We start from the raw sequence: 13337 nt of genomic DNA, 5'->3' as shown, positions 1-13337 counted from the left end.
CTGACTACGGTTCGCCCTTACGACGTTACCCGAACGGCTCCGGCCGGTTCACCGTCCCGGGGCGGGCCACAGGGCGGGGTCCGGGGCGAAGCGGATGCGCAGCTCGCCCTCGCGCAGGGCGGCGCCGGCGACGGTGCAGCGGCGCAGGGCGGAGGGGAGCGCGACGATCCGGCGGAAGGGGCCGGCGGTGATCAGGAGTTCGTCGCCGCGCCGGATCAGGTCGAGGTCGTCCCGTATCGCGCCGGGCAGCGGGATGTGCCAGAGAAGGACGCCGTCCGTGGCGAGCGCGTCGCTGACGGCCCACTCGACCGGGGCGGGCTCGGGGTTGACGCCGGGGACGGCGAGGGCGTCGAGGTCGTCGCCGCCGTGCGGGTCCCTGCCGAGGTGGGGCACGGTGTGCAGGGCGTAGGGGCGCTCGCTGTCCTGCCACTCGCTGAGGGTTTTGTGCTGCTGGGCGAGGAGGCCGGCGAGCCAGGTGTGCGGCGGGCCGTCCGGCAGGACGCGGTTGGCGACGAGGGCCTCGGTGGCCAGGCCGCGCAGGGCGAGGCCGAGGGTGGCGGTGCGCACGGCGTCGGCACCGGCCGGGCCGGGTTCGGCGACCAGGCGTACGGCGGTGCGGCGGTCGGCGACGACGGTCTCGACGGCGGCCAGTTCGAGGTCCCAGCGGGCGGCCGTGTCGTACAGCCACTCGGCCGGCATGGGCACGCCGGCCAAGCGGCCGAGGACGGGCCTGAGGGCGCGGGCCGCCTGCCGCTCGGGCGGGAGCAGGCGGCGCAGGTAGCGGCGCAGTTCCTCGGGCAGGGCGAGCAGCGCGAGGGCCTGCGGCAGCGGTGGGAGGTCGACGACGAGGAGGTCGTAGCGCTCCGAGAGGGCGGCGTCCCTGAGGGCGCGCAGGAAGGACAGTTCCTCGGCCCCGGGCAGCGGGGTGACCTCCTCGGCGTCCAGCCGGGCGGCGCCGAGGAGGTTCAGGACGTTCGCGGCGCGGGTCTGGAAGGCGGTGAGATCCTGCCGGAACCGGTCGGCCGCGTCGGGGCGCCAGGCGGTGAGGTTCTCCGCGACCTCGGTGGGGACCGGTCCGGTCCCGGCGCCCAGTGCCGCGCCCGGGGTGTCCGTGCGGTCGGCACTCAGCAGCAGGGTGCGGGTGCCCTCGCGGGCGGCGTTCACCGCGGTCGCGGCAGCCACGGTCGTACGCCCGCTGCCGCCCGGGCCGGTGATCAGGATGGTGCGCATGAGGGTGAACGGTAACGGAGACCGCAGTGCCGGAGGGCCCGCGGCGGGGGCCGCTCCTACTCCCCGGATTCGACCCGCTTCTTCAGGCCCGCCAGCGCCCGGTCGATGATGACCTTCTCCGCCTTGCGCTTGATCATGCCGAGCATCGGGATCTTGACGTCGACGGTGAGCTGGTAGGTCACCTCGGTCGCGGAGCCGCCGGCCGGCTTGAGGAGGTAGGAGCCGTCGAGGGAGCGCAGCATCTGGGACTTCACCAGGGTCCAGGAGACCTCGTGCTCGCTGCTCCAGGTGTACGCCAGCGTCTGGTCGTCCTTGATGGCGCCGGCGTCCATGACGAGCCGCACCTGCTCGGCGCGCCCCTGCTCGTCGGTCGCGAGCACCTCCGCCTCCTTGACCTCACCGGTCCAGTCCGGGTAGCGCGCGAAGTCGGCGATCACCGCCATGACGTCGGCCGGAGCCGCCTCGATCGTGATGCTCGAACTGGTGTGTTCCGCCATCGCCGTGGCTCCTCCAGATACGGACCGAAGAGAGGTCTGCCGCGCGCAGGGTGCGCACGTGTGTGCAGCGTGAAGGCTACCGCGCCGCCGACCTGCCGCCTTCACCCCGTCCGCATCGGCGTTCCGTCACCCGCTCACCACTCCAGCGCCCAGGGCCGGCCCGTCCCCGCGAAGTGCCCCACGTTCACGCACTCGGTCGCGCCGATCCTCATCCGCCGCACCAGCGGCTGGTGGACGTGCCCGAACAGGGCGTAGCGCGGCCGGGTGCGGCGGATGGCGTCCAGCAGGGCCCGGCTGCCCCGCTCGAAGCGGCGCGCGACGGTGTCGTACACCAGCTCGGGCACCTCCGGCGGGATGTGCGTGCACAGCACGTCGACCTCGCCGACCGCCTCGATCTTCGCCGCGTACTCCTCGTCGCCGATCTCGTACGGCGTCCGCATCGGCGTGCGCAGGCCGCCGCCCACGAAGCCGAAGGTCCGGCCGCCGATCTCCACCCGCTCGCCGTCCAGCACCGTGGTGCCCGGCCGGGCGTACTCGCGCCACAGGGGCGGCATGTCGACATTGCCGTAGGTGGCGTACGTCGGGGTGGGGAACGCGGCGAACATCTCGGCGTACTGCCGGCGCACCGCCCGCTCGATGGCGGTGGCCCGGTCCGCGCCGATGCCCGCCCACAGCCGGGCGCCGAACGCGCGCGCCTCCTCGAAGCGGCGGGCGGTGCGCAGCTCCACGATGCGGTCGGCGTTCTCCTTGCCGAACAGGTCGGGGAAGATCCCGCGCGAGTGGTCGGCGTAGTCGAGGAAGAGGACGAGGTCGCCGAGACAGATCAGGGCGTCGGCACCCTCACCGGCCCGGGCCAGGTCCCGGGCGTTGCCGTGCACGTCGCTGACCACGTGGACGCGCGTTCTGCTGGTTCCGGTACGTGTGGGCGCCATGGAAAGGAAGGGTATGCCGTGAACACGTGCGGACCACCCCCCGGTTACTCGCCGGTCGCTTCGGCCGTGGACTACTGTGCGCAAAGGAACGCCAGCCTGTGTGACGCAGCGAACATCTCACCCGACCCCCCTGTCGTAGAAGGCATACCGACGGGTAACGTCCGGGCAGTCCAGTCGTGCTCTGGTTTTCAACATGTGAATCGACATGTGAATCCCGGAGCACTTGCCCGAGCCTTGGACCGCACCGTCGCATCACACAGTGTCGTGGCGCCGGCGCCCTATGAGGAGCAGCAGTCTTGCGCGAGTTCAGCCTTCCGGCTTTGTACGAGGTCCCTGCGGACGGCAACCTGACCGACATCGTCCGCAGAAACGCCGCGCAGCATCCCGACGTCGCCGTCATCGCCCGCAAGGTGGGCGGCGTCTGGCAGGACGTGACAGCCAGGGAGTTCCTGTCCGAGGTGCACGCCGCCGCCAAGGGCCTCATCGCCGCCGGGGTGCAGCCGGGCGACCGGGTCGGCCTGATGTCGCGCACCCGCTACGAGTGGACGCTGCTGGACTTCGCGATCTGGAGCGCGGGCGGGGTGACCGTGCCGGTGTACGAGACCAGCTCGCCGGAGCAGGTCCAGTGGATCCTGTCCGACTCGGGCGCGACCGCCTGCATCGTGGAGCTGGAGGGCCACGCGGCCGCCGTGGACTCGGTGCGCGAGACGCTGCCCGCGCTGAAGCACGTGTGGCAGATCGAGGCCGGCGGCATCGAGGAGCTGGCGCGGCTCGGGCAGGACGTCGCGGACGCGACCGTGCAGGAGCGCAGCTCGCTCGCCAGGGCCGACGACCCGGCGACCATCGTCTACACGAGCGGTACGACCGGCCGCCCCAAGGGCTGTGTGCTCACCCACCGCAGCTTCTTCGCGGAGTGCGGCAACGTGGTGGAGCGGCTGCGCCCGCTGTTCCGCACCGGTGAGTGCTCGGTGCTGCTCTTCCTGCCGCTCGCGCATGTCTTCGGGCGGCTGGTGCAGGTCGCGCCGATGATCGCGCCGATCAAGCTGGGCTGTGTCCCGGACATCAAGAACCTCACCGACGAGCTGGCCGCGTTCCGGCCGACGCTGATCCTGGGCGTGCCGCGCGTCTTCGAGAAGGTGTACAACTCGGCGCGCGCCAAGGCGCAGGCGGACGGCAAGGGCGCGATCTTCGACAAGGCCGCCGACACCGCGATCGCCTACAGCAAGGCGCTGGACACCCCGTCGGGCCCGCCGCTGGGCCTGAAGATCAAGCACAAGGTCTTCGACAAGCTGGTCTACAGCAAGCTGCGCGCGGTCCTCGGCGGCCGGGGCGAGTACGCCATCTCCGGCGGCGCCCCGCTGGGCGAGCGGCTCGGCCACTTCTTCCGGGGCATCGGCTTCACCGTACTGGAGGGCTACGGCCTGACCGAGTCCTGCGCGGCCACGGCGTTCAACCCCTGGGACCGGCAGAAGATCGGCACGGTCGGCCAGCCGCTGCCCGGCTCGGTGATCCGGATAGCGGACGACGGCGAGGTGCTGCTGCACGGTGAGCACCTGTTCAAGGAGTACTGGAACAACCCGGGCGCGACCGCGGAGGCGCTGGCCGACGGCTGGTTCCACACCGGTGACATCGGCACCCTCGACGAGGACGGCTACCTGAGGATCACCGGCCGCAAGAAGGAGATCATCGTCACCGCGGGCGGCAAGAACGTGGCCCCGGCCGTGATCGAGGACCGGATCCGGGCGCACGCGCTGGTCGCGGAGTGCATGGTGGTGGGCGACGGGCGGCCGTTCGTGGGCGCGCTGGTCACCGTCGACGAGGAGTTCCTCCCCCGGTGGGCCGCCGAGCACGGCAAGCCGGCGGGCTCCACCGCGGCGTCGCTGCGCGAGGACCCGGACCTGCTGGCCGCGATCCAGTCGGCGGTCGACGACGGCAACGCCGCGGTGTCGAAGGCGGAATCGGTGCGGAAGTTCCGCATTCTGTCCTCCCAGTTCACGGAGGAATCGGGCCACCTCACCCCGTCGCTGAAGCTCAAGCGGAACGTGGTGGCGAAGGACTACGCGGACGAGATCGAGGCGATCTACGCGAAGTAGAGCCTGCGCCGACGGTGTGTCATGGCGCGGTGTCCTCGGCGAGGACCCGCGCCATGGTGCGTTCGGCGAGCGCGGTGATGGTGACGAAGGGGTTCACGCCGATGGAGCCGGGCACGAGCGAGCCGTCGGTGACGTACAGCCGTGAGTAGCCCTTCACCCGGCCGTAGTCGTCGGTGGCCCGGCCCAGGACGCAGCCGCCGAGCGGGTGGTAGGTGAAGTCGTCGGCGAAGACCTTGCTCGGCGAGCCGAAGAGGTCGTAGCGGTAGATGGTCGCGTTGGCCGCGTTGACGCGGTCGAAGAGCGTGCGAGCCATGTGGGAGGACACCGCGCTCTGGGCGGCGGTCCAGCCGAGTCGGACCGTGCCGGAGGCGGAGTCGTAGGTGAACCGCGCCCGCTCCGGGTTCTTGGTGATCGCCAGGTACAGGCTGATCCAGTGCTCGATCCCCATGGGCAGCGGGGCGATCTCCGCGAAGACCGGATTGTCGGAGTTGGCCCAGTCGTCGATGCCCATGACGGGCATGGTGGCCTGGCGGGCGCCGACGGTGTCCCAGACGTGGTTGGCGCGGCCGAGCATGGTGTTGCCGTTGGGGCCCCAGCCCGCGCCGACCTCTGAACCGAGGTCCGGCAGGGTGCCGGTGTCCCGGGCGCGGACGAGGAGTTCGGTGGTGCCGAGGCTGCCGCCGCCGAGGAAGAGGTACGTGCAGGAGTACTGCCGGGTCTCGACGACGGCGCCGGTGCCGTCGATCCGGTCTGCGGTCAGGAGGTACGACCCGTCGCTCGCGCGGCTGACGGACCGCACCCGCTCCAGGGTGTGGAGGGTGACGTTGCCGGTGCCGAGGGCGGCGGCGAGGTAGGTCTTGTCGAGGCTCCGCTTGCCGTGGTTGTTGCCGTAGATGACCTCGCCGGCGAGGGCGGACTTCGTGGCGGTGCCGGCGTCCTCGCGCTGCATGTAGCCGAAGTCGTACACGTTGGGCACGAACGTGGTCCTCAGGCCGGCGTTGGCCGCGGCCTTCCGGGAGGTGCGGGTGAACCGGTACCACTCGGTGGACTCGAACCACGCCGGGTCGATCGTGTTGACCCCGAGCATGGCGCGGGCGCGCGGGAACCAGGTGCCGTACATGTCGTCGGCGTCGACGGTCGGGAACTGCTCGGCGAAGTAGGACTTGAGCGGAGTGACGGCCATGCCGCCGTTGACGAGGGAGCCGCCGCCGACGCCTCGGCCGACGTACACCGACATGTGGTCGTAGTGGACGCGGTCGAGGACACCGGGGTAGGGGCTGATGTCCCGGTTGACCAGGTCCAGCCAGAGGAAGGTGGCGACCGGCGCCTCGGTGCGGGTGCGGAACCACATGGAGCGCTCGTCGGGGGCGGTGGTGGAGCAGAAGATCTTGCCGTCGCCGCCGGCGGTGTTCCACAGCTGCCCCATCTCCAGGACGAGGGTGCGGATGCCGGCCTCGCCGAGGCGGAGGGCGGCCACAGCGCCGCCGTAGCCGGAACCGACCACGATCGCCGGGGCGTTGTCGACGGCGGCCGGTTCGGCGGCGCGGGCGGTCTGCAGGCCGATGCGGGTGAGACCGGCGGTGGCGGCGGTCTGGAGGGCGATCATGCCCAGGATGTGACGCCTACTCAGCTGATGCTGCATCAGTTTTGCTGTCATGCGCGCAGCATGTGCGGATTTTCCGGTTCCGGCCAGAGTGGGCGGCGTTTTCCGGGGCAGGGATTTGAGCTTCGCCTGCGGTGAGGCACCGCGCCGCGCCTAGAGCAGCGTCTTGAGCTTCTCCGCGAGGAGGTCCCAGCGCCACTTCTCCTCCACCCACTGGCGGCCCCGCTCCCCCATGCGGCGGCGCAGTTCGGCGTCGCCGAGGAGGGCGGTGATCCGGTCGGCGGCCTCGGCGGGCTCGCCGCCGCGCACGACCCAGCCGGTCTCGCCGTCCAGGACGGCGTCGGGGGCGCCGCCGGAGTCGCCGGCGACGACGGGCAGTCCGGTGGCGGACGCCTCCAGGTAGACGATGCCGAGGCCCTCGACGTCCAGGCCGCCGCGCCGGGTGCGGCACGGCATGGCGAAGACGTCGCCGGCGCCGAAGTGGGCCGGCAGCTCGGCCCAGGGCACGGCGCCGGTGAACCGGACCGAGGCCTCGACCCCCGTCTCCCTGGCCATCCGCCGCAGGTCCCGCTCGTACGGGCCGCCGCCGACGATGAGCAGCACGGTGTCCGGCTCGGCGGCGAGGATCCGGGGCATGGCCCGGATCAGGGTGTCCTGCCCCTTCCTCGGCACCAGGCGGGAGACGCAGACGACGACCGGCCGCTCGGTGAGACCCAGCCGGGCCCGCACCTCGGCGCCGCCGGAGGCGGGGTGGAAGGTCTTCTCGTCGACGCCGGGCGGAAGCTGCACCATGCGCCGGGCGGCCTCCGGGGTGAGGGCGGACGCTATCCGGGAGCGGGTGTACTCGCCGAGGTAGGTGATCGTGTCCGTGGAGTCGCCGATGCGGCGCAGGAGCTGCCGGGCGGCGGGCAGCTGGGCCCAGCCGGCCTCGTGGCCGTGCGTGGTGGCGACCAGCCGCTCGGCGCCGGCCTTGCGGAGCGCGGGTGCCATGAGGCCGAGCGGGGCCGCGGCTCCGAACCACACCGAGGTGCAGCCGTGCTCGCGCAGCAGCCCCGCGGCCCGCCGGGTGGCGCCGGGGGTGGGCAGCAGCATGGTCGTACGGTCGCGTACGACGGTGAAGGGCTGCTCGGCGTCGAACGCGGCCGTGGCGTCGACGCCTTCGCGGCCGCGCTTCCAGGTGGAGGCGTAGACGACCAGCCGGCCGGGGTCCAGGCGGAGGGCCATGTTGTGCAGAAAGGCCTGGATGCCACCCGGCCGGGGCGGAAAGTCGTTGGTCACGATCAGCGTCTTGTCCATCCCCGCGGACTCTACCGGGCGCCCTTCTCCTCCCCGCCGGACCACCCGACTCGGTGGGGGGACGAGCGGGAGCGGCGGACCGGACGCGATGGCCGGCGGGACCGGTGGGTGGCCCGGCGCAGGAGCAGGCCCACGGCGCCGCACTGCGCCGCCATCGCGAGGGCGAGGGACAGGCAGATGCCGGGGAGGCCCAGGGGCGAGAGGGTGTAGGACAGGGGCAGTTGGAGGGCGGTGCCGAGGAGGGTGACCCGGAGCAGGGCGGGTGCTCCGCCGCTGCCCTCGAAGACGCCCCCGAGCGCGATGAAGGCGGCCATCAGCAGCAGATAGGGGCCGACGCAGCGCAGGAACAGCACGCCCTCGTGGGCGACCGCGGGCCCGGCGCCGAAGGCGGCCAGGATCCAGGGGGCGGTGGCGGCGAACAGGGCGGCGGCCGTCAGGCCCAGCGCGCCGGAGACCAGCATCGCCTGCCGGCCGATGTCCCGCCGCGCGTCCCGGCCCGCCCCCCGGGTGTGCGCGGTGTGGATCGCGGCGGCCTGCCGCACCGAGTAGAAGGCCATCGTGGCGACGTACATGACCTTGTAGCCGATCGCGTACGCGGCCACCGCCGTCACGCCGAGCCGGGCCACGATCGCCACCAGCACCAGCGCCCCGCCCTGCCGCACGGTGAAGTCGGCGGACATGGGCAGACCGGTGGTCAGCGTCCGGCGCAGCGCGGCCGGGACCGCCGCGGCCGGCGGCGCCCCGGCGGCCGTGCGCAGCAGGGCGCTGCGGCGCAGCGCGCGCAGGCCCACCGCGAGGGCCACACAGCGGCACAGCACGGTGGAGGCGGCGGCGCCCCGGACCCCGTGGAGATGGATCAGCACCGGGTCGCAGACGAGGATCAGCCCGTTGGCCAGCAGGGCGAGCCGCATCGGGGTGCGGGTGTCGCCGGTGCCCTTGAGGATGCCGTCGACGAGCTGCTGGGCGAAGAAGACGGCCATGCCCGGCAGCGAGATCGCGAAGTAGCCGGTGGCCAGGCGCAGGGCCGCCGCGTCGGCGCCGCCGAGGACCAGCCGGGCCAGCGGCTCGCGCAGCACCAGCCCGCCGCCCACGACCACCGGCGTGACCAGCCCGCACAGCGCCCATCCGCCGCGCACCGCGGCCCGTACGGCACCGGGATCACGCGCCCCTCGGGCGTGGGCGACCAGCACCGTCGTCCCGGAGGCGAAGACCAGGGCGACACCGAGCAGCACGTTCTCGGTGTTGGTCGCGACGGCCACGGCGGCCACGGCGGCGCCGCCGAGCCGGGAGACCCAGACGGTGTTGATGATCCCCGAGGCGACCGAGGCGAGGAGGGAGAAGTAGACGGGGCGGGCGAGCGAGACGAGTTCCCTGCGGTGCGCGTTCATGGTGAACCCCCTGTACCTGGCCGCACGAGCCACTGAGATACCTCTAATCGAGGTAGCTCGATAAGAGGTAGCATGGTGATCGGGTCCGCTGCAAGGAGGAGTTCGCGTGCTGGAGCTGTCGATCCTGGGTTTCCTCGCCGAGGAACCCCTGCACGGCTACGAGCTGAAGGAGCGCATCAGGGCGCTGAGCGGCCACGTCCGCCCGGTCAGCGACGGCGCCCTCTACCCGGCCATCAACCGGCTCGTCGCCGCCGGGCTGCTCGAGCAGCGCACCGAGGACGGCGCGAGCGCCGCCCCGCGCCGGGTGCTGTCGCTGACCGGGCAGGGGCGCGCGGAACTGCTGGAGCGGCTGCGCCGGCCGAAGGAGGCGGAGATCACCGACCACGTCCGCTTCAACACCGTGCTGGCCTTCCTGCGACACCTGGACGACCCGGCGCAGCAGGCGGCGGTGCTGCGCCGCCGCCTGGACTTCCTTCAGGCCCCCACCAGCTTCTTCTACGAAGGCGGCGCACCGGTGGCCGCCGAGGAGGCCGGGGACCTGTTCCGGCAGGGCATGCTGCGGGTCGCGCGGGCCACGGGCCGGGCCGAGCGGGCCTGGCTGCGCGAGGCCCTCGACACGCTCGCCGGGGCTCAGCCCAGCTGAGCGCGCACGTACGCCCGCCACGCGGCGGTGAACGCCTTCGGCGTGGTCCCGAGCACCTTCTTCAGTGCGTCCTCGACCGCGCCCGACCGCTTCTCGTGGGCACCGACGGCCCGGTAGAAGGCGCCGAGCCGGGCCTCGCCCCAGCGACCGGCGATCATCCGGCAGGCCAGCCAGCCGCTCTCGTAGGCCTGCGCGAGGCGGGTCGGGTCGCTGCTGAAGCCGAAGTCCTTGTCGGCGGGGAGGTGCACGGGCACCCGGCCGTCCTGGACGGCGCGGGCGAGTTCCGGCGCGGCCTCCTGGGCGGTGCGGCCGGTGCCGAGGTAGCCGATCCAGTCGGCGAAGCCCTCGGACAGCCACAGCGGGGTGGCGCCGGTGGTGGCCGCGCGGGTGGCGACATGGGTGGTCTCGTGGGTCAGCACGACCTGCTTGCCGACATCGCCGAGCACGGCGTACGCGTCCGGGTTGATCACCACCCGGTCCGCGGGCGCCTTCCCCGAGCCGCCCACCTCGCCGGTGGTGACCGCGGCGATGCCCCGGTAGCTGGAGGCGGGTGAGCCCAGCAGGGCCGCCATGCCGTTCAGCGAGCGCGGGACCAGGACGACGACCCGGCGCGTCCACCCGGTCCCCCACACCCGGGACACGGCCGGGACGGCACGGTCGGCGAGCCGGACGTAGACACGCAGGTCGCCGGTGCTGCGGCTGGTGCCCAGGACCAGGCTGTGCGTGCCGGCGACGGCGGTCACCGGGCCCTGGTCCCACAGCTGCTGCCCGGCCTTCGGGGCGGGCCGGTCGGCGGTGACGTACCACGTCCGGGCCGAGGTGCGGCGGAGGGTGAGGGTGCGGCGGACGCTGACCGGGGCCCGGTCGTAGCCGGCGACCCGGTAGCGCAGTTCGGCGTCGGCGGTGGCGGCGGAGCCGTCGCGGCGCAGGCCGGTCACCCGGTACGCCCAGGAGGCCAGCGGCAGGGCGCGCAGCCGGACGTACTCGGCCCGGATGCCGGTTGCGCCGTAGGCCCTCTCGTCGTGACCGAGCAGCGCCGTCGCGCGCCGGTCGAGGACGCGCTGCACCTCGGCCTTCGCCGGGTCGGCCGCCGTCGGCCCGCCGCATCCGGACAGCGGCGGCACGAGCAGCAGGCACAGCCCCGCGACCGCGGCGCGCCGGACACCCCGTGTCCCTCGACGATCAGCCATTTCCCGATCGTACGGCGTGCGGCGGGCCTCAGGGACGGGTGACCGAGGACACCGGCAGCACCCCGACCGGGTCGTAGCGCACCGGCGCACCCGGGTAGGGCGCGTGGATGACCTGGCCGTGGCCGACGTACATCGCCACATGGCTGGCATCCGAGCGGTAGACGACCAGATCGCCGGGGCGCGCCTCGGACAGCGGGATCTGCCGGCCGGCGTGGCGCTGCTCCTGCGAGGTGCGCGGCAGCTGGAGGCCGGCCTGGGCGTACGACCACTGCATCAGGCCCGAGCAGTCGAAGCCGGAGGGACCGTTGGCGCCCCACACGTAGGGGCGGCCGAGGGCGGAGCGGGCGGCGGCGAGCGCGGCCGCGGCGCGGGCGTCGGGGGGGACCGCGCCGGACAGGTCGGGCACGGGCAGGTCGGTGCGGTCGGAGCGGGAGGCCCGGTCGTAGGCGGCGCGCTCGCCGGCGGGCAGGGAGTTGAGCAGCCTGCGGGCCTGGGCGAGCTTGCGCTCCACCGTCCGCTTGTGCGCGGCGACCGCCTCGCGGCTGCGCTCCAGCGCGGCGAGCTTCCCGGCGGCCTCGGCACGCTCCTGGGCGAGTTCCCGCAGGGCGGTGCGCAACTCCCTGAGCTGCCCGGCCTGCTGGACGCCGATGCGGTCGAGGGTGGCCGCCCTGTCGAGGTAGTCGCCGGGGTCGTCGGACAGCAGCAGGGCGACGGCCGGGTCGAGGCCGCCGGAGCGGTACTGGGCACCGGCCAGCGAACCGAGCCGCTCGCGCATGGCGTTGATGCGCTGCTGCTCGCGGGCGATGCGGTCCTGCGCCTCACGGATCTCGCGGCGCAGCACGTCGGCGCGCTCGTCGGCCTTGTCGTAGGCCTCGGTGGCCTTCTCCGCCTGTGTGTAGAGGCGGTCGACCTCGGCCCGGGTGTCGCGGTGCGGGCTCGCCTGCGCCGGTACGGCGCCGAGCGCGGCGGCCGCGGCGGACAGGGCGCACAGGGCGGTGCCGGCGCCCCGGTTGAAGCCGGACGGTGCGAGACGGCGATGGGACCCCACGGCAGTCCTTCTGCTGGCGGACATCAGACAGCGTCCCCGGCGCGGGGGACGGGGAGGCCCCTGCACCGGGGAAACGCGGCAGACAGTAGCCGGGGGCGGCGCGGCGGCCAAAGCCGTGGCGGGGTGCGTGAAACGCCACGCCCCGCCGCTGACGCAGGTCATGGGCGGGGCGTGGGGTCAGTTCGGGGTTCCCGGGATTCGCCCGTTCGGGCGCTCCCGGAAGGCGTCGTGCGGGGTGTCAGACGCGGACGCCGAACTGGAACGGCATGTTGCTGATCGACTCGTAGCGGACCACGGCGCCGGTGTGCGGGGCGTGCAGCACCTGGCCGTTGCCCGCGTAGAGGCCGACGTGGTGCAGGTCGCTGTAGAAGAAGACGAGGTCGCCGACCTGGAGCTGGCTCTCGGTGAGGCGGGTGCCGATGTTGGCCTGGGCCTCGGAGGTGCGCGGGATGGAGACGCCGGCCTGGGCGTAGGCCCAGGACGTCAGGCCCGAGCAGTCGAAGGAGGAGGGGCCGGAGGCGCCGTAGACGTACGGCGAGCCGAGCTTGCTCTGGGCGGCGGAGAAGGCGGCGGCGGCGCGGCTGGAGGCGGAGGTGTCGTCGCCGAGGTCGACGCGCTCGGTGGAGGAGCGGTTGGCGCGGGCCTGCTGGGCGGCGAGCGCGGCCTTCTCCTTGGCGGTCAGGGTGTTGAGCAGCTTCTGCGCCTCGGCGAGCTTGCTCTGGACTTCCTGCTTCTTGTTGCCCAGCTCGGTGCGGGTGGACGCGAGGTCCTTGAGCTTCTCGGTGGCTTCCGCCCGCTCCTGGGCGAGTTCGCGCTGTTTGTCCTGAATCTTCTTCAGGGCCTCGACCTGCTGGCTGCTCAACTGGTCGAGCGTGGAGGCCTTGTCCAGGTAGTCGTCCGGATTGGAGGACAGGAAGAGCTGGACGGAGGGGTCGATGCCGCCGGAGCGGTACTGGGCGGTGGCCAGCGAACCCAGGCCGTCGCGCAGCTTGTTCAGCTCCTGCTGACCGCGGGCGACGTTGTCCTGGATGGTGGATATTTCCTTCTGCAGCTTCTGCTGCTTCTCCTTGGCGCCGTTGTACTTCTCGGTGGCCTGCTCGGCCTGCTCGTAGAGCTTGTCGACCTTCGCCTTCACCTCGTCCTTGCTCAGCTTCTCGCTGGGGGCGGCGTTGGCGGCGTTCGCGCTCAGCGCGACGGCAGCGGCGGCTGCGGTGGTCAGCACGGTCACGCGAGTGCGACTCGGCTGCTTGGGTCGACGGTGGGACGCCACGGAGGACGAACTCCTTCTTGTGAGTGTTCACCCGTTCGGAGGTTCGAGCCCAGACCCTAGTGACCCTCTTGTGATCAGTTCAAATCCTCGCACCAAAAAACACCGTCACGCAATGCATTCTTTGCACTCAACTCACGTGCGGTGATA

General features: G+C 72.8%; 11 protein-coding genes. 2 read left to right on the top strand and 9 right to left on the bottom strand.

What is annotated here, in order from left to right:
* Window positions 1-48: 48 nt before the first annotated feature.
* The 3 genes from ACZ404_RS17400 to ACZ404_RS17390 form a co-directional block, all read right to left on the bottom strand.
* Window positions 49-1230: an ArsA family ATPase gene (locus ACZ404_RS17400; protein WP_468440670.1), complete on the bottom strand. Its 1182-nt coding sequence runs from the start codon at window positions 1228-1230 to the stop codon at window positions 49-51.
* A 56-nt stretch (window positions 1231-1286) separates the two neighbouring features.
* Window positions 1287-1727, bottom strand: coding sequence for an SRPBCC family protein (locus ACZ404_RS17395; protein WP_468440668.1), 441 nt, complete (start codon window positions 1725-1727; stop codon window positions 1287-1289).
* 134 nt (window positions 1728-1861) lie between these two features.
* Window positions 1862-2659 carry a metallophosphoesterase family protein gene (locus tag ACZ404_RS17390; protein WP_468440666.1) on the bottom strand — a complete coding sequence of 266 codons (798 nt, stop codon included), beginning with the start codon at window positions 2657-2659 and terminating at the stop codon, window positions 1862-1864.
* Window positions 2660-2955: 296 nt separating this feature from the next.
* On the opposite strand from ACZ404_RS17390, the gene ACZ404_RS17385 reads away from it, so the two are divergent.
* Window positions 2956-4752 carry an AMP-dependent synthetase/ligase gene (locus ACZ404_RS17385; protein ID WP_468440664.1) on the top strand — a complete coding sequence of 599 codons (1797 nt, stop codon included), beginning with the start codon at window positions 2956-2958 and terminating at the stop codon, window positions 4750-4752.
* A 19-nt stretch (window positions 4753-4771) separates the two neighbouring features.
* Here the strand turns inward: ACZ404_RS17385 and ACZ404_RS17380 are convergent, their stop codons facing one another.
* The 3 genes from ACZ404_RS17380 to ACZ404_RS17370 all read right to left on the bottom strand — a co-directional run bounded on the left by ACZ404_RS17380 (window position 4772) and on the right by ACZ404_RS17370 (window position 9039).
* Window positions 4772-6394 carry a GMC oxidoreductase gene (locus ACZ404_RS17380; RefSeq protein WP_468441365.1) on the bottom strand — a complete coding sequence of 541 codons (1623 nt, stop codon included), beginning with the start codon at window positions 6392-6394 and terminating at the stop codon, window positions 4772-4774.
* 114 nt (window positions 6395-6508) lie between these two features.
* Window positions 6509-7651 carry a glycosyltransferase family 4 protein gene (locus ACZ404_RS17375; RefSeq protein ID WP_468440663.1) on the bottom strand — a complete coding sequence of 381 codons (1143 nt, stop codon included), beginning with the start codon at window positions 7649-7651 and terminating at the stop codon, window positions 6509-6511.
* Between the two features lie 11 nt (window positions 7652-7662).
* Window positions 7663-9039: an MATE family efflux transporter gene (locus ACZ404_RS17370; RefSeq protein WP_468440661.1), complete on the bottom strand. Its 1377-nt coding sequence runs from the start codon at window positions 9037-9039 to the stop codon at window positions 7663-7665.
* A 106-nt stretch (window positions 9040-9145) separates the two neighbouring features.
* Between ACZ404_RS17370 and ACZ404_RS17365 the strand changes: the two genes are divergently transcribed.
* Window positions 9146-9682, top strand: coding sequence for a PadR family transcriptional regulator (locus ACZ404_RS17365; RefSeq protein ID WP_468440659.1), 537 nt, complete (start codon window positions 9146-9148; stop codon window positions 9680-9682).
* Here ACZ404_RS17365 and ACZ404_RS17360 read toward each other — a convergent pair.
* The 3 genes from ACZ404_RS17360 to ACZ404_RS17350 form a co-directional block, all read right to left on the bottom strand.
* Window positions 9670-10872: a hypothetical protein gene (locus tag ACZ404_RS17360; protein ID WP_468440657.1), complete on the bottom strand. Its 1203-nt coding sequence runs from the start codon at window positions 10870-10872 to the stop codon at window positions 9670-9672. The genes ACZ404_RS17365 and ACZ404_RS17360 overlap by 13 nt on opposite strands.
* A 28-nt stretch (window positions 10873-10900) precedes the next feature.
* Window positions 10901-11920 (bottom strand): C40 family peptidase, encoded by a 1020-nt coding sequence (locus ACZ404_RS17355; protein ID WP_468440655.1) that lies wholly within the window; start codon window positions 11918-11920, stop codon window positions 10901-10903.
* A gap of 238 nt (window positions 11921-12158) precedes the next feature.
* Window positions 12159-13190 carry a C40 family peptidase gene (locus ACZ404_RS17350; RefSeq protein ID WP_468440653.1) on the bottom strand — a complete coding sequence of 344 codons (1032 nt, stop codon included), beginning with the start codon at window positions 13188-13190 and terminating at the stop codon, window positions 12159-12161.
* Window positions 13191-13337 lie beyond the last annotated feature (147 nt).

This window comes from Streptomyces sp. NPDC030798 (assembly GCF_055572275.1).
The sequence above is the reverse complement of the archived record's forward strand: the minus strand, read 5'-3'. Positions and strand labels throughout refer to the sequence as shown.